This is a genomic window from Qaidamihabitans albus (genome assembly GCF_016464705.1).
GTDB lineage: Bacteria > Actinomycetota > Actinomycetes > Mycobacteriales > Pseudonocardiaceae > Qaidamihabitans > Qaidamihabitans albus.
In genome coordinates this window covers 1-15587 of the sequence record NZ_JAEHOB010000036.1, presented here as the reverse complement: position 1 = coordinate 15587, position 15587 = coordinate 1, and the positions used below count along the sequence as shown (strand labels likewise).

Sequence of the window (15587 nt, the reverse complement as noted above, 5' to 3'; positions counted from 1 at the left end):
CCTGAGACATATGTGCTACCGAAGTCCTGAGACACAACACCCGGTTAGAACTCGCCTCGCCACTCACGAGTCAGGCGCGGCGCAGCACCGAGGGGTCCAGCTCCGCGACGGTGCGGTGCCCGGAGAGGCCCATCGTCAGGTCGAGGTCGGCGAGCACGCTGCGCAGCACGTGCCGCACACCGTCCTCGCCGCCGTGCGCGAGCCCGTACACGTACGGCCTGCCCAGCAGCACCGCGCGCGCGCCGAGGGCGAGCGCCTTGACGATGTCGGCACCGGTGCGCACGCCGGAATCGAACAGCACCTCGATCCGGTCGCCGACGGCGGTCGCGATCTCCGGCAGCACGTCGAGCGAGGCGATCGCGCCGTCGAGCTGCCGGCCCCCGTGGTTGGACACCACGATGCCGTCCATGCCCGCGTCGACCGCGCGCCGGGCGTCGTCGACGTGCTGGATGCCCTTGAGCACGATCGGGCCGTCCCAGTGCTCGCGCAGGAACGGCAGCGCGTCCCACGACCGGTCGGTACCGGTGATCATCGAGATCCAGCGCAGCACCGCGGCCGGCAGGTCGTCCTCGGGTGCCGTGTCCAGCCGCGTGCGGAACACCGGGTCGGAGAACGGCACCGCCATGCCTTTGCCGTGCAGGAAAGGCAGGTACGCACTGTCCAGATCGCACGGTCGCCAGCCGAGCGTCCAGGTGTCGAGCGTGACCACGAGCGTGCTGAACCCGGCCGCCTTCGCCCGGCCCAGGATGCTGCCGCACACGTCCGGGTCGTTCGGCCAGTACAGCTGGAACCAGCGGGGGCCCTCCCCCGAGGCGGCGGCGACGTCCTCGATGCTGGTCGACGACGCCGTGGACATCACCATCGGCAGACCGAGGGACGCGGCCGCGCGCGACGTCGCCGGCTCGGCGTCGTCGTGCACGATCGACTGCACCCCGACCGGCGCCAGCAGCAGGGGCGCGGGCATCGACGTGCCGAGCACCGTGGTGGAAAGGTCCCGCTCGGTGGCGTCGGTGAGCATCCGCGGCACGAGCCGCCAGCGGTCGAACGCCTCCCGGTTGGCGCGCATCGTCGCCCCGGAGCCCGCACCACCGGCCACGTACCAGAACGGCTCCGGGTCGAGGACCTCCGCCGCCGAGTCCTCCAGGCGGGTGGGGTCGGTCGAGAACGCGGGCCTGGTCCCGCCGTAGCCCTGCAGGTAGATCTCGCTCTGGTAGGAACCGAACCGTTCGGTCACATGCACCTCCCTGTCGCTCCCCCCACACCGCATTACCGGCCGGTATCCTACGCACGGGTCTGGTGTTGACCTTCGAGTCGGTTGAAAGCCCAGACTGAACGGCATGCACAGCATCAGCGCGTTCGCGCGCCGCGTCGGCCTCACTCCGAGCGCCCTGCGCTTCTACGACGACTGCTCGATCCTGAAACCGGCCCGCGTCGACGAGCAGACCGGTTACCGGTTCTACAGCCCTGACCAGGAACGGCGTGCGGTGCTGCTGCGTGACCTGCGCGCCGCCGGGGTACCGCTCGCGGAGGTCGGCGTGGTGCTCGACGGCCCGCCCGCCGAGGCCCGCGCCGTCCTGCGAGCCCACGCCCGCACCCTGCGGGCGGAGGCCGAGGCCGCGCACGCCGCGCTCGCGGAGGTGCTGCGCTCCCTGCCGGACGACCGGCACACGGAGGTGCGGCTCGGCGGGCCCGAGCTGGCGAGCGCGGTACGCCAGGTGGTGCCCGCCGCGGCGGACGGTGGCGAGATCCCCGAACTCGGCTGCGTGCTGATCGAGGTCACCGGCGCGGTGCTCCGGCTGGTCGCCACCGATCGTTACCGGCTCGCCGTGCGCGAGCTGCGGCCGCACGGAGTCGAGGGCACCCGCCGCACACTGCTCGTACGGGCGCCGTTCCTGGTCGAAGTCTCCGGCTGGGCACCCCGGCTCGCCGCGGTCACCCTGCTCGCCGACGAGGACGGGGCCCGGCTGCTCGGCGGGGGCAGCGAATGTGCGGTCCCGCTGCTCGGTGGCGAGTTCCCGGCCTACCGGGAGGTGCTCGCCGGACTGTCCACGCCCACGCACCGGGTGCTCACCGACCGGACTGCTCTGTTGCGGTCACTGGCCACAGTGGACAGTGACCGGGTGGTGCTGAGCACCGGCGACGACCGGCTCCGGGTCGACGGGACGGACCTGGCCGCCCTGTGCTCGGGGCCCCCGCTGCGGATCGCGTTCGACCCGGCCGTGCTCGGCCCAGCGCTGGAGGCGAGCGTCGGCCCCGACGTGCTGCTGGAGATCGCAGGCGAGGCACTCCCCACCGTGGTGCGCTCAGCCGACCAGGGCAGCTTCACCACCCTGGTCATGCCCGTCTCGCTGGACTGAAAGGACCCCGATGGACCCGGACAACACCGTCGTTGGCCTGTGCACGCAGGGGATGCGAGCCGAGGCCGACGGCCGCGACGACGATGCCCGCGCACTGTTCGAGCAGGCGTGGCATGCCACGGCCGACGACTACGAGGCTTGCGTCGCCGCGCACTACCTCGCGCGGCACCAGCCCACCCCGGAGGAAACGTTGCACTGGAACCAGGTGTGTCTCGACCGAGCCGAGCGGGTCGGCGACGAGCGCGTCGCGGGCTTCTACTCGTCGCTGCACGCCAACCTTGCCCGTGCCAACCGTGAACTCGGCCGCACCGCCGCCGCGCGGCGGCACTTCGAGCTCGCCGCCGGGCACCTCGGCGCCGTACCCGCGGGCCAGTACCGCGACTGGATGCGCTACGGCATCGCACAGGGACTGCGCGACACCGGCGCGGTGAAGCAGGACGGTGCCGGAGCCCGGCTCGAGGCGCTGCTGCACGCATTCTGCACCCGCCACGACCTGCGCTCCCTCTGCCTGCTGCTGCCGGCCTACCTCGGTGACCTCGGCACGGCCGGGGATCGCGAGCGGCTGGCCATCGCGCTGCGCATGCTGCATGCCGAGAAGCGCCTGCCCGACGGCGAGCAACGGGCGCTGGCCGAGCTCGTCGGCGGCCACGACCGAGCGCGGTAGTCTCGGCGGCGTGCCGGTGGCGACGATGCGGTTCGGGCTCAACATCCTCAACTTCGGGACGGGCACCGACCCGTCCACGCTGCTCGGCTGGGCACGCTTCGCCGAGGAGCGGGGCTTCGACTTCGCGATGATCTCCGACCACGTCGTCGTCACGCCGGACGTGGCCGAGCAGTATCCCGCACCTTTCTACGATCCGTTCACGACGCTGGGCTGGCTCGCCGGGCAGACGCGGCGGATCGAGCTCGGGACGACGGTGGCGATCGTGCCGTACCGGCATCCGCTGCTCACGGCCCGGATGGCGGCGAACATCGACCGGTTCAGCGGTGGCCGGTTCATCCTCGGCGTCGGCGTGAGCTGGCCACGCCAGGAGTACGCGGCCCTGGGCGTGCCTTTCGAGCGGCGTGGCGCGATCACCGACGAGTACCTCGAGGTGATCACCCGGGCCTGGACCGAGGACAAGGTCACCTTTCACGGCCGGTTCGTGTCGTTCACCGACGTGGCCACGGGGCCGCTTCCGGTGCGCCGCCCGCCGATCTGGGTCGGCGGCGCCAGCGCGCCCGCGATGCGGCGTGCCGCCCGTTTCGGCGATGCGTGGCATCCGCTCAACCAGCGGCTCCCCTGGCTCCGTTCCGAAGGCCTGCCCGCGCTGCGCCGCGCCGCGGACGCCGCCGGGCGCCCGGTGCCCGCGTTCGCTCCCCGGCTCCCGCTGCGGCTCACCGGTACCACGCTCGACGACGGCTCCCGTCTCGCCGGGCAGGGCACCCTCGATCAGGTCCGCCGGGACCTCGACGACCTGGCCGAGCTGGGCGCGACGCACATCCTGTTCGACACCTACCCCGGTACGCCGGACGAACTCCGGCCGTCCGGGGAGGATCAGCGCCTGCTGGAACGGTTGCTGCCGCACCTGCGCTGAGCGGCCGTCACAGGCCCAGTTCGCCGAGCCGCGCACTGATCCTGGGATCGGTGGACACCACCGGCGAGCCGCCCCGCACCCACGGGTCGCCGCCGAAGTAGCGTTCGAAGATCTTCTCGGCGGTGCGGGTCGCCAGCGCCTGCGTGGTCAGCGTCGGGTTGGGACCGCCGAGGCTGTTGGCCAGCGCCGAGTTGTCCGCGATGAACAGGCCCCTGACGGCGCGCGCCTCGGCACCGGAGTCGAGCACCGAGTCCCGCTCCGACTCCCCCATCCGCATCGACGACTGGACGTGCAGGATCAGCGGCGCCCAGTCGATCCGGAACACCTTCTTCGCACCGGCGCCGCGCAGCAGCTCCGCGGCCTTGCGGGCCATGAACTCCCGGTTGCGGGTCGTGCGGGCGGTGCGGGCACGGTGCTGGAAGGTGACCTTCGGGATCGGCCCGTTCTCGTCGGCGGGCAGCGCCGAGGTGACCACGCGGTTGTCCGGCTCGACGTCGTCGTCGGTGATGACGAGGACGCTGAGCAGCCGGTCCAGCCCGCCCGCGACCAGCTCCTTCAGCTCCGGTCCCATGACGCGCCCGGCCGGACCGTCCCAGGGCCCGGTCGGGCCCCGGCCGTTGCCGTACTGGCCGCGGATGCCACTGTCGGACAGGGTCGTCGAGAACGCGTTGAGGGCGGGCGGCAGGCCGACGTTCTCCAGCCCGCCGTAGGGCGGGAAGTCCAGCCGCGCCGACGAGCCGACCCCCTTGGGATTGCCCGTGTACTCGTCGAACGAGCCGATCACCCAGTCGAAGAAGTGGTCGGTGTAGCCGCGGCCCACCCAGTCGTTCGGGTTGGGCAGCCCGCTGTTGAACCACAGCCGCGGATTCTCCGTGCAGCCGCCCGCCATCACGACCACCTTCGCGTCCTCGCGGCGCTCCTCGCCGGAGGCGTTGTCGCGCCAGGTGACGCCGGTCGCGGTCAGCGCGCCCGCCCTCCTCTCGGTGTGGATGCGCGTGACGTAGGCGTCGGTGAGCAGGTCCACGGGCCTTCCCGCGGGTGCCCACACGTCGGCGGTGAGCGCCATCGGGACGTAGCTGTTGTCGGTGGAGCGCTTGGCGAACTGGTTGCGCGGCGCGCCGACCGGCCGCATGCAGCCCTGGAAGCAGTAGCCGCAGAACGTGCAGCCGGTCGCGTCGGGGTAGTTCAGCAGGTTGCGGTCGCTGGTCCGGCCTGCGTTGCCACCGGGCTGCAGGATCGCGTTCTCCTGCGGGCGGTACGACGGCGCCAGCGTGGTCTTGGTGGTCTGCACCGGCAGGCCGAGCGTCTCGCAGCCGCGGAAGAACACGGCCTCCTTCGTGCCCATCGCCGCCGTCATCACCGGCGCGGTCGCCTCGACCCACTCGAAGTAGGGCACCATCTCCGCGTAGGAGAACGGGAACCGGTGGTTCACGTCGTATTCGTTGCGGTCGGCCTTGTCGTAGTCGTTGAACACGCCCGGATAGGCGCGCGGGTAGTTGCCGTAGAAGTGCTGGGTGGTGCCACCGACGCCGGAAAGCTGCCACACAAAGGAGTTCTGCGACCACTCCCGGAACCAGGCCGGTTCGGACCGGTCGGTGGGGCCGAGCCGGAAGTAGCCGGAGAGCGGGTTGTTCGCGTCGTTCTCGAAACTCGTCCACTGCTCGCGCGGCTTGGCGTGGCGCGGACCCGCCTCGAGGACGAGCACGTCCAGCCCTTGCGCCGCGAGCTCCTTGGCGACGACCGGGCCACCGCCCCCGGCACCGATGATGATCACGTCCCGCATCAGTCACGCACCTCCGTGCGGCCCTGGTAGTAGCCGATGAACTCGTCCCAGCCCTCGACCGGGCCGTCGGGTTGGTAGCCGGTCAGCTCCCAGCCGACCGGGCGGGCGGTGAGCTGCTTGTTCCGCGCGTCGAACACGGCGTACTCGGTGTAGGAACCGAAGCTGGCGAACTCGATGAGCGCGCCGCCGACGAACTTCAGCAGGCCCGACACCGAGTTCTTCAGCGGTTCGGGGAACCGCACATCGAGCAGCGCCACCAGGTCGGAGTCGGGGCCTTCGAGCAGCTGGAAGGCCCTGGCCTTCTCCGCGTAGCTGAGCCGGGCGAACGGCGAGAGGAACGCGCCGTTGACTGCGAGCGGGTTCACCTGCGTGGCGAGCAGGTTCAGCATCCCGGCGATCGGGAAGGACAGCGGCAGCGTCGCATCGCTCTCCAGCAGGGCACGCAGCGCCTTGTCGAGCGTGCCGAGCTCGGCGGGCAGCAGCTCGGTGCCCGGCAGCTCGATTCCGGTGTCGGCGAGGCCGGTGGCGAGCGCGGCGCCGATCGGCTTGGCGAGCTGGTCCGGGAACGGCACGAAGTTGTCGAGCGCGTCGATCAGGAAGTCGGTGGTCCCGGCCTCCATCGCGCCCGGTGTGTCGCTCGGCGTGCCCTGCGCCGCGGAGTACGGGTCAGGGCCGGGCAGCGCGAACACGGACAGGCCGTTGAGCGTGTCCCGCGCCAGCTCGGCCAGCACCGGCCTGAGCAGGTCGACCAGGCCGGGCAGGACATCGTTCTGGGCGGCGGCCGCGGGCGGGGCGAGGGCACTGCGGGGCAGCAGGCCACCGACCCCGACGGCCGCGCCGAGCAGGCCGAGGCGAGCGAGGAACGCACGCCTGCCGACCGCGGCGGTGGAGTTCGACATCGCGTCTCCGTGCGTGGTGGGAGCGGAACGGGGCAGGCGCCGCACACCGCTCGTGTCCACACGCGCACACATCGCTGTGTGACTGGCGCCACAGAAGTTCTACCACCCGAATGGCCGTATTGCATTAGGCCATTTGCCCAGATTGTCAGGGTGCGCGTTGTGCGTGAGTGTCAGTGCCGCGCGCCGAGTACGCGATCAGCGCCAACGAGAGCGCCAGCCCCGCCTCGTAGTCCTGCATCGACCGGCCGAGCAACCCCTCCAGCCTGCGCAGCCGGTTGAGCACGGTGTTGCGATGGCAGTAGAGCCGCGCCGCGGTCGCCGCGGCCGAACGGTTCGTCTCCAGCCAAGCGGCCAGGGTCGGCAGCAGCACGTCGCGTTCGGCGGGCGGGAGCCGCAGCAGCGGGCCGAGCACACTGTGGATCAGCCGGTCGGCCAGCTCGGGCGAGCGGGCGACGAGCGCCTCCGGCAGCCGCTCGTCGAGCAGCGCCAGCTCCTTGCCGTCCGCGGGCAACGTGCGCAGCGCCAGCAGCGCGAGGTCGTGGGCGACGCCCACCTCCGCGAGCCCGGGCACGGCGGGGCTGACCCCGACGCGGGCGCGGATCCCGCCGCGCAGCAGGTCGAGCACCACCGTGACGTCCCGCCGTTCCAGGGCGACGAGGCCGACCAGGGTCTGCTCCCGCGGCTCCCAGATCGAGCGGACGCCGTACCCGGCGAGCGCGTCCTGCGGCATCGCCAGTCCCGGAGTGCCGTCGGCGGCGAGGTCCGCCACCAGCACGACGTAGGCACTGTCCGCGGGCAGGCCCAGCTCCGCCGCTGCCTGCTCGGTGACGCCGCCCTCGCGGCCGCGACCGCGGAGCAGGTCCCCGACGAGCGCGTGCCGCCGGTGCTCGTCGAGGCGGCGCAGCTGTAGCTCGGTGTGCCGGTAGGCGGTCGCCACCGCCGAGGACGCCTCGTCGACCACCGTCCACACCGTGGTGGCCACGTCGAGCAGCCGGTCCCGGTCGACGCGGTCGTCCTCCTTGGCCATCTGCACCATGCCGCGCCAGATCACCCGGCCCCCGAGCCGGAACGAGCGCAGCACCGAGTCGAGCGGCACCCGCTGCTCCGCGCGCCGCGTTCCGGTGGTCGCCGCCGCGTCGAACGGATCGTCGCCGCGCGGCACGGTGTTGCCGAGCATCTGCAGCACGCGTTCGAGGTTCGTGCGGCACGAGCGGCGCAGCTCGGCCAGGGTCACGAGCGCGGCGTCGTGGTACCCGGGGTTCTCCGCGAGGATGTCCGCGACGAGGCTGTCGGTGAGCGAGTCCAGGCGCGTGCTCAGCAACCGCGCCATCTCCTCGGCGAGATCGGCCACTCCGCCTCCCTCCTCGGTGCTACCGGGTGCCGAAACGGTAGGCCATGGCGCCCCGGGACCGCACCGCGGTGGGCCACGGTGGCCCACGGGGAACGAGCCGTGGCGTGAAACAGGTCACCGCCGGGAATATTTAGTGGGGCTACGCAAGTTCTTCGAACCGGCAGCTGTGCAACCGACGGGGAGGCACATCTTGAGCACGCGCACCGCCTCGAGACCCGGCGCCGTCGACGAGTCCGGGTCCCGGCGCCCACCCGGTACCGCCCGCTACGCCCTCGTTCTCGGCGGCCTCACCGCCTTCGGCCCGCTCTCCGTCGACATGTACCTGCCCGCACTGCCGAGCATGGCGGCCGACCTGCAGAGCAGCGACGCGACGCTGCAACTCACCCTGTCGTCGTTCATCGTCGGGCTCGCGCTCGGCCAGCTCGTGATCGGCCCGCTCTCCGACGCGGTGGGCAGGCGCAAGCCACTGCTCATCGGCATCGCGATCTACGTCGCGGCATCGGTGCTCTGCGCGCTCAGCCCATCCGCCGAACTGCTCATCGCCGCCCGCGCGGTGCAGGCGATCGGCGCGGCGGCGGGCATCGTCGTCGCCCGCGCGACCGTGCGCGACCTGTTCTCCGGAACGGCGATGACCAAGTTCTTCTCGATGCTCATGCTGGTCACCGGGCTCGCGCCGATCCTCGCCCCGGTCATCGGCGGGCAGGTGCTGAACTGGACGTCCTGGCGCGGCGTCTTCCTCGTCCTCACCGCGTTCGGCGCGCTGCTGCTGGCCGTGGCCGCGTTCGCGCTGCCCGAACCGCTGCCCGCGCACCTGCGCTCGCCCGCCCGGCTCGGCAGTGTCCTGCGCACCTACGCCGGCCTCCTGCGCGACCGCGTCTTCCTCGGCTACGCACTCTCGGCCGGGATGATCTTCGCGGCGATGTTCTCCTACATCGCCGGCTCCTCGTTCGTGCTGCAGGGCGTCTACGGGCTCAGCCCGCAGCAGTACAGCTTGGTGTTCGGCCTCAACGGCGTCGGCATCATGGTGGCCGGGCAGGTGAACGGGCGCATCGTCGGGCGCGTGCGGGAGCGCACGCTGCTGGCGACCGGCCTGTTCGCCGCGACCGCAGGCTCGGCCGGGCTCGTCGCCGCCGCCCTGTTCGACCTCGGGCTGGCCGGCCTGCTGCCGCCGCTGTTCGTCGTCGTCTCCAGCATCGGGCTGATCATGCCCAACACGAACTCGCTCGCACTCGCCGATCATCCCCGCTCGGCGGGCTCGGCGTCGGCACTGCTGGGCGTGCTGCAGTTCGTCATCGGCGGTGCCGCCTCGCCACTGGTCGGACTCGGCGGCGACGACTCGGCGCTGCCGATGGCATCGATCATGGCGAGCTTCGGCCTGCTGTCGCTGCTGAGCTTCCTCCTCCTGGCGCGACGGCCACGGCCCAAACCTTTGACAACGGCAGTTGTTTAAGACAAGCTTCCTTCACTGCCCAGCGGGCGGCGGCGCTCCCGGGCCGCGGACGCCGCGGGCCCGGAGGAGGAGTGATGACGGAGTTCAACTACGTGGCCGTCCTGGTGGCCGCCGTGGCGGCCTTCGTGGTGAGCGGGGCCTGGTACGCCGCGTTCGGCAGCCACCTCGCGCGGCTGCACGACGCGTACGCGGACGCGGGCAGGCCGCCGCCGTCGGTGGCGGCCGCCGAGGTTGTCCGCAGTGCCGTCGTCGCGGCGGTGCTCGCCGGCCTGCTCGCCTGGACCGGCATCGAGAGCTGGGGCGGCGCGGTCGCGCTCGGCCTCGTCGCGTGGGTCGGGTTCCCGGTGGTCATCCTTTCCGGGTCCGTCCTGCACGAGAAGGTCCCGTGGCGGCTCGCCGCGATCCATGCCGGTGACTGGCTCGTCAAGCTGCTCGTCATCACGACGATCGTCGGAATCTGGCGGTGAGCAGCGCCCGGCTCGTGAGTGGCTACGCGAGTTAGAACTCGTGCAGGCACTCACGAGCGGCGCCCGGCTCGCGGCGCTAGACCAGCGCGCCGAGGTCGCCCTCCCGCAGCTGCGCGGGCTCGGCCGCCACCCGGCCGTCCACCATGAGCTGCAGCGCGTCGCCGTGGTTCCAGTCGTTCACGTTCAGCGCCGCGGCGACCCGCCCCTCGCGCAGCCAGAAGGCGATGAACTCGCGCGCCCCCAGGTCGCCACGCACCACCAGCTCGTCGGTGTCGGGATCGGCCAGACCGCGGTACTCGCAGCCGAGGTCGTACTGGTCGGAGAAGAAGAACGGCGACGCCAGATACGGCTCGTGCTCGCCGAGCAGGTTGCCTGCGACGTGCGCGCCCTGCTCCTTGGCGTTGGCCCAGTGCTCGACGCGCAGCCGCCTGCCGTAGTGCGGGTGGAAGTGCGCGGCGATGTCGCCGGCCGCGTAGACGTCCGGGGCCGCGGTGCGGAGACCGGCGTCCACGCGGACCCCGCCGACCCCGCCACTGTCGGAGAGCTCCAGTCCGGCCTGGTGGGCGAGTTCCACCCGCGGCGCCGCACCCACGGCGACGAGTACGAGGTCGGCGGGCAGCTCGGTGCCGTCGGCGAGCCGGACGCCCCGGACCCCGTCCGCTCCCCCGGCGATCTCCGCGACCTTCGCGCCCAGCCGCCACGTGACTCCGTGCTCGGCGTGCAGATCGCGGAACACCGCGGACACCTCGTCGCCGAGCACGTCGCGCAGCGGCGCCTGCACCTGGTCCACCACCGTCACCTCGGCGCCGTGGTGCCGCGCGGCGGCCGCAGCCTCGGTGCCGATCCACCCCGCGCCGATGATCACCACCCGCCGCGCGGACCGGAACGCGGCACGCAGCGCGAGCGCGTCGTCGAGGCTGCGCAGCGTCCGGACCCCGGGCCGGTCGCCGCCGGGCACCGGCAGCGAGCGTGGCCGCGAGCCGGTGGCGAGCAGGAGCCGGTCGTAGGGATGCTCGGTCCCGTGGCCGTCGAACACGAGCCGCGAGCCGAGCTCCACGCGAGTCGCGGTCACGCCACGGCGCAGATCGATGTCGTGATCGGCGTAGAAGCCCTCGTCGTGCACCCAGTCGGGTTCGTCGGTCTCCCCGAGCAGCACGGCCTTCGACAACGCGGGCAGCTCGTACGGGCGGTGCGGATCGGCACCGAGCACCACCAGCTCGCCCGCGTAGCCACGGTGCCGCAGATCCGCCGCCGCCGTGACCCCGGCGAGCCCGCCGCCGACGATGACGATGTGCTGAGGATCGGGCATCCGTGGCTCCCTGCTCGCTGTGACCTGCCCCACTGACGCTACCGGTGCACCTGGTGTAACGGCAGCCCTTCGCGGACAGATAGATATCGTCCGGGTTTTGCGCGTCATGCCCCCCTGGCGCCGGCGTCCCACCGCCACACGCACGAGAACGCGACACAGACGAGGGGCGATCGACGTGGCGGTGCGAGACGAATGGGCCATCTCCTGCCGGGACATCGCCGGCAGGCGCCGAGAGGTGACCGTCTTCGTGAGTAGCGACCGCGTAGTGCTCGTCGCGCCACCGGGTGAGGCCGCGGTACTGGCTCCGCTGGACGTCGGCCGGTTGCGGGCGGCCCTGCGCGACGCCGTGGTCCGCGTGGCGCAGGCAGGCGGCGAGGACGAGGAGTGACGACTTCCACTACCGTTCCCTACTCACAAGTAGGTACTGTGCTCGACGATGACCACCTACTTCGTCACCGGCGCGACCGGCTTCATCGGGCGCAGGCTGGTCGCCGCGCTGCTCGCCCGGCCCGGTACCGAAACCGTCTACGCGCTCGTCCGGGAGACCTCCCGCGGCCGGCTGGCGGCGCTCGGCGGCCACGGTCCGGGCACCGGCCGGCTCGTCCCGGTCACCGGTGACCTCACCGAGGCCGCCCTCGGCGTCGACCCGGCGGCACTGTCCCCCATCGACCATCTGGTGCACCTCGGTGCCGTTTACGACTTCACCGCCGACGACGCCACCAATCATGCGGCCAATGTGGACGGTACGCGCAACGTCCTCTCCTTCGCCCGCAGGGTGAACGCAGGCCGGTTGCACCACGTTTCCTCGGTCGCGGTGGCCGGGGACCACATCGGACGGTTCACCGAGCGTGACTTCGACCTGGGCCAGCGCTTCCCGTCCGCCTACCACGCCACGAAGTTCGAGGCCGAGCGGCTCGTCCGGGAGCAGGATCTCGTGCCGTACTCGGTGTACCGGCCCTCCGCGGTGGTCGGGGACTCCCGGACCGGCGAGATGGACAAGATCGACGGGCCCTACTACTTCCTGCCCGCCATCTCCCGGCTCGCCGCGCTGCCGTCCCGGCTTCCGCTGGCGGCACCCGCGCTGGGCGCGACCAACCTGGTGCCGGTCGACTACGTGGTGGCGGCGATGGAGCACCTGCTGCACCTCGACGTGCCCTCCGGCAGCACGTACCACCTCGCGTCACCGCGCCCGCAGCCGCTGAACGAGGTCTACAACGCCTTCGCCGAGGCCGCCGGTGCACCGCGGGTCCGTACCGCCGGTTCCGGCGACTCCGCGGCACCGGCGGCACTGCGGGAGGTGGGCACCCGGGCCGCCCGGCTCGCCGCGTCGGCCGCGGGCCGGCTGCCCGGCGGCGCTGCCGCGCTCCACGCCGTGTTCGAAGAGCTCGGCGTTCCCGTCGAGGTCCTGCCGCACCTGAACCTGACCGTCGACCTCACGACCGACCGCACGGTGGCGGCGCTGGCGGGCTCCGGGGTCGACCTGCCCGAACTGCGCGAGTACGCGCGGCCACTGTACGCGTTCTGGCGGGACCACCTGGACGCCGACCGCGCCCGGCGGCGCGACCCCGGTGGACGGCTGCGCGGCCGGACCGTGCTCATCACGGGCGCGTCGTCGGGTATCGGCCGGGCCACGGCACGGCTGGCCGCAGGCAGGGGCGCGACCGTGCTGCTCGTGGCCCGCCGGAGCGAGGAGCTGGACGAGCTGCGCGCGGAGATCGCGGCGGCAGGGGGCCGGGCGTCGGCCTACCCGTGCGACCTCACCGACGGCGACGCCGTGGATGCGCTGGTCAAGGTGGTGCTCGCCGAACACGGTGAGGTCGACATGCTGGTGAACAACGCGGGCCGGTCGATCCGGCGCTCCCTCACCCTGTCCACCGAGCGGTTCCACGACTTCGAGCGCACGATGGCGATCAACTACTTCGGACCGGTGCGCCTCACGCTCGGGCTGCTGCCGTCGATGGTGCGGCGGCGTTTCGGGCACGTCGTCAACATCACCACGCAGGGGTTGCAGACGGACACGCCGCGGTTCTCCGCCTACCTCGCGTCGAAGGCGGCGCTGGAGGAGTTCGGGCTCACCGCGGGCCGCGAGACGCTCTCGGACGGGGTCACGTTCAGCTCGGTGCGGATGCCGCTGGTGCGCACCGACATGATCGCGCCGACCGGCCTCTACCGGACACTGCCCGCGATCGGCCCGGACAAGGCCGCGGAGCTGGTGATTCGGGCGCTGGAGAAGCGGCCGGAGATCGTCAACCGGCCGGAGGGGACGGCGGCCGAGCTGGCGACGCGGGCCGCGCCGCGGCTGGCCCGGCTCGTGGCACACCTGGCGTACAGCGTGCTGCCCGAATCGGCGCCCGAGGCACGTGGGCAGCCGCGAAGGCCGCCGCTGGCCGCCGTCGCCGGCACGCTGACCCGGCTGGCCTGGCGGCGCCGCCCCTGAGCGTCCGGGAGCCGCGCCCTGCGCGCTCGCCCCGCGGCTCCTAGCGTGGTGGTCGTGAACTCCGGCGACACTTCCGCCGAAGCCGGTACTGCCGCCACGGCACACCGGCTGCTCAGCGCGGCGCTGCTCGCGGCGGGGTCCGGGCTCGTCCTCTGGGGCGCCGCCCGGTATCCGGCCGCGGGCATCGTGCCGCCGGCCGACTCGGCCGAGCGCTTCCAGGTTTTCGCGGAGAACATCGTGGCCGGTGCCGACTGGCGGGCCGTGCACGCCGCCCTGCTGGCTGGTCCGCTGCTCTGGGCGCTCGGCGCCGTCGCGCTCACCGGCCGCACCGGCTTCGCCCGTACCGGCATGGTCGCGCTCACCACGGGTGCGGCCGGCTGGGCCGTCGCGCTGGTCCTGTACGGCTTCGCCGCGCCGCTGGCGGCCGAGTCGGCCGCCGCCGCGGCCTTCCGGCCGGAGTCACTGGACGGGTTCCGGGTGACGCACGAGGCGGCGGTACGGCTCGGCCTGGTGAGCTGGCTCCTGCTCGGCGCGGGCGTCGCGGCACTGTCGGCGGCCGCACTCACCGCCCGCCGGCTCCGCGCGCCACTGCGATTCGGCGTCGGCGTACCGGGCGTGTTCATCGGTCTCTGGCCGATCGCGGCCGGGGCGGCCGGCCTGTTCCGGCCGGGCTTCTTCACCGGTGCGCTGTGGCTGCCCACCGCGGCGGTGACGGCCGTCTGGTTTGTACTCACCGCGGCGGCGATCGGGTGGACGAGTTGGCAGGACTAGCGCCGGTGACGGGCATCGTCACGGACTCTGATCGAGAATCTTGGTGGCATCTGCGGTTCGGCGGGTCGGTCTGCGCTTGGAGTTGTCCGGTCCCGATGGAGGTGGGTCGGTTCAGTCCCACCACAGCACGATGGCCAGTTGACGACGTGCGGCTTCCTCGTAGAAATCGCGCAGGATGGTGTGCTGCCGGGCCAGCTGTTCAGCCAGATCACCGACCACATCCCGCGCGGTCCTGCCCAGTTCGGCCTCGATCCGGTCCGGGTTCGATGGCACGACGGTGTGGACCGCCCCAGGTGTCACGGCACGCAATGCTTCGGCGACATCGCCGACCTGCGGTGGCTCCAGCGCGGTCACCGGGTGTTCCCAGATCGTGTTGGGATGATCTCGGTAGGCCGGATTGACTTCTTCGTCACCGTCGATCTCACGCCGCAGCAGTGCCAAGATTCGTCCATTGGCTCCGGTCAGCTCCCAAGCCCGCTTCAGGGCGACAGGCCACCAGCTCATATCGAGGTAGTCCTCGTCCGGAGTCGACGTGAAGGAGCAGAGCTCGTCCAGCGCCTCCACTGACTGACGGCATGCGGCAAGTTGCGTGGCGGGAATGCGGGCGAGCTGCTGGGTCACGGCCATGCGGTGCAGTATGTCAAGGTCAGCGACCACGTCGGACCAGGTGCTCGTTGGTAGTTCGGCCGGCCGACGGCTCTGCACCTCGCGTCTGGCAGTTCGGCAAAGACGACCCTCGCCCGCGACGGCCGTGGGTGATAAGCCTGCCATGTACGGGTTTCCCGGCCGGCGGCTAGGAATGGGGGTGGCATGGAGCGGACTGTGCGGATCGGCGAGGTGCTGCTCCGGGNCCAGGTGCTCGTTGGTAGTTCGGCCGGCCGACGGCTCTGCACCTCGCGTCTGGCAGTTCGGCAAAGACGACCCTCGCCCGCGACGGCCGTGGGTGATAAGCCTGCCATGTACGGGTTTCCCGGCCGGCGGCTAGGAATGGGGGTGGCATGGAGCGGACTGTGCGGATCGGCGAGGTGCTGCTCCGGGCCGACGATCCGGAGGAGCTGGGCCGCTGGTACACCGAGCGGCTCGGCGTGCACGCGGTCTCCGAGGGCCCGGCCGGTCCGCCGCAAGCCCGGGAGGAAGGGCCGGAAGGTCGCACCACCTTCACCGCGGCCGCCACCGGCCCGCGCGG

The 15587-nt window shown here is 72.2% G+C and carries 14 protein-coding genes and 1 pseudogene; 9 read left to right on the top strand and 6 right to left on the bottom strand.

Going from position 1 to position 15587, the window contains the following annotated elements:
- Positions 1-70 precede the first annotated feature (70 nt).
- Positions 71-1234, bottom strand: coding sequence for a lactate 2-monooxygenase (locus JAP66_RS31605; protein ID WP_199435546.1), 1164 nt, complete (start codon positions 1232-1234; stop codon positions 71-73).
- A 103-nt stretch (positions 1235-1337) separates the two neighbouring features.
- On the opposite strand from JAP66_RS31605, the gene JAP66_RS31600 reads away from it, so the two are divergent.
- From JAP66_RS31600 to JAP66_RS31590, 3 genes are read left to right on the top strand one after another with little or no spacing between them, the layout of a single operon-like run.
- Positions 1338-2357: a DNA polymerase III subunit beta family protein gene (locus tag JAP66_RS31600; protein WP_199435545.1), complete on the top strand. Its 1020-nt coding sequence runs from the start codon at positions 1338-1340 to the stop codon at positions 2355-2357.
- A gap of 10 nt (positions 2358-2367) precedes the next feature.
- Positions 2368-3021 carry a hypothetical protein gene (locus tag JAP66_RS31595; RefSeq protein WP_199435544.1) on the top strand — a complete coding sequence of 218 codons (654 nt, stop codon included), beginning with the start codon at positions 2368-2370 and terminating at the stop codon, positions 3019-3021.
- Between the two features lie 10 nt (positions 3022-3031).
- On the top strand, positions 3032-3934 hold the full coding sequence (locus tag JAP66_RS31590; protein WP_307849806.1) for an LLM class F420-dependent oxidoreductase: 903 nt from the start codon (positions 3032-3034) through the stop codon (positions 3932-3934).
- 7 nt (positions 3935-3941) lie between these two features.
- Here JAP66_RS31590 and JAP66_RS31585 read toward each other — a convergent pair whose 3' ends face one another.
- The 3 genes from JAP66_RS31585 to JAP66_RS31575 form a co-directional block, all read right to left on the bottom strand.
- A complete protein-coding gene (locus tag JAP66_RS31585; protein WP_199435543.1) occupies positions 3942-5717 on the bottom strand; it encodes a GMC family oxidoreductase N-terminal domain-containing protein in 1776 nt (591 codons plus the stop codon).
- Positions 5717-6616, bottom strand: a complete 900-nt coding sequence (locus JAP66_RS31580) for a hypothetical protein (protein ID WP_199435542.1) — start codon at positions 6614-6616, stop codon at positions 5717-5719. The genes JAP66_RS31585 and JAP66_RS31580 overlap by 1 nt, the downstream gene beginning before the upstream one ends.
- Before the next feature lie 145 nt (positions 6617-6761).
- Entirely contained in the window at positions 6762-7967 is a 1206-nt protein-coding gene (locus tag JAP66_RS31575; protein ID WP_199435541.1) for a PucR family transcriptional regulator, read from the bottom strand.
- 190 nt (positions 7968-8157) lie between these two features.
- Between JAP66_RS31575 and JAP66_RS31570 the strand changes: the two genes are divergently transcribed.
- Positions 8158-9417: a Bcr/CflA family multidrug efflux MFS transporter gene (locus JAP66_RS31570; protein WP_235999811.1), complete on the top strand. Its 1260-nt coding sequence runs from the start codon at positions 8158-8160 to the stop codon at positions 9415-9417.
- Between the two features lie 74 nt (positions 9418-9491).
- The gene (locus tag JAP66_RS31565) at positions 9492-9884 is read left to right on the top strand and encodes a DUF1761 domain-containing protein (RefSeq protein WP_199435539.1); all 393 of its coding nucleotides are present in this window, start codon (positions 9492-9494) and stop codon (positions 9882-9884) included.
- Positions 9885-9960: 76 nt separating this feature from the next.
- Here the strand turns inward: JAP66_RS31565 and JAP66_RS31560 are convergent, their stop codons facing one another.
- Positions 9961-11193, bottom strand: a complete 1233-nt coding sequence (locus tag JAP66_RS31560; RefSeq protein ID WP_199435538.1) for an NAD(P)/FAD-dependent oxidoreductase — start codon at positions 11191-11193, stop codon at positions 9961-9963.
- Between the two features lie 175 nt (positions 11194-11368).
- On the opposite strand from JAP66_RS31560, the gene JAP66_RS31555 reads away from it, so the two are divergent.
- The 3 genes from JAP66_RS31555 to JAP66_RS31545 are packed head-to-tail and all read left to right on the top strand — an operon-like array spanning position 11369 to position 14401.
- On the top strand, positions 11369-11581 hold the full coding sequence (locus JAP66_RS31555) for a hypothetical protein (RefSeq protein ID WP_199435537.1): 213 nt from the start codon (positions 11369-11371) through the stop codon (positions 11579-11581).
- A 48-nt stretch (positions 11582-11629) separates the two neighbouring features.
- Entirely contained in the window at positions 11630-13630 is a 2001-nt protein-coding gene (locus tag JAP66_RS31550; RefSeq protein ID WP_199435536.1) for an SDR family oxidoreductase, read from the top strand.
- Between the two features lie 54 nt (positions 13631-13684).
- Positions 13685-14401 (top strand): hypothetical protein, encoded by a 717-nt coding sequence (locus JAP66_RS31545; protein WP_199435535.1) that lies wholly within the window; start codon positions 13685-13687, stop codon positions 14399-14401.
- A gap of 111 nt (positions 14402-14512) precedes the next feature.
- Here JAP66_RS31545 and JAP66_RS31540 read toward each other — a convergent pair whose 3' ends face one another.
- Positions 14513-15028, bottom strand: coding sequence for a hypothetical protein (locus JAP66_RS31540; protein WP_199435534.1), 516 nt, complete (start codon positions 15026-15028; stop codon positions 14513-14515).
- Positions 15029-15399: 371 nt separating this feature from the next.
- Between JAP66_RS31540 and JAP66_RS31535 the strand changes: the two are divergent.
- Positions 15400-15587 (top strand): annotated as a pseudogene (locus tag JAP66_RS31535) (hypothetical protein); the annotation flags it as partial.

What these genes read in the sequence shown, in the direction of transcription:
- JAP66_RS31595 (WP_199435544.1), top strand. Translation starts at nt 2,368, where the DNA reads ATGGACCCGGACAACACCGTCGTTGGCCTGTGCACGCAGGGGATGCGA.
- JAP66_RS31600 (WP_199435545.1), top strand. Translation starts at nt 1,338, where the DNA reads ATGCACAGCATCAGCGCGTTCGCGCGCCGCGTCGGCCTCACTCCGAGC.
- JAP66_RS31585 (WP_199435543.1), bottom strand. Translation starts at nt 5,717, where the DNA reads ATGCGGGACGTGATCATCATCGGTGCCGGGGGCGGTGGCCCGGTCGTC.
- JAP66_RS31560 (WP_199435538.1), bottom strand. Translation starts at nt 11,193, where the DNA reads ATGCCCGATCCTCAGCACATCGTCATCGTCGGCGGCGGGCTCGCCGGG.
- JAP66_RS31550 (WP_199435536.1), top strand. Translation starts at nt 11,630, where the DNA reads ATGACCACCTACTTCGTCACCGGCGCGACCGGCTTCATCGGGCGCAGG.
- JAP66_RS31565 (WP_199435539.1), top strand. Translation starts at nt 9,492, where the DNA reads ATGACGGAGTTCAACTACGTGGCCGTCCTGGTGGCCGCCGTGGCGGCC.
- JAP66_RS31580 (WP_199435542.1), bottom strand. Translation starts at nt 6,616, where the DNA reads ATGTCGAACTCCACCGCCGCGGTCGGCAGGCGTGCGTTCCTCGCTCGC.
- JAP66_RS31540 (WP_199435534.1), bottom strand. Translation starts at nt 15,028, where the DNA reads ATGGCCGTGACCCAGCAGCTCGCCCGCATTCCCGCCACGCAACTTGCC.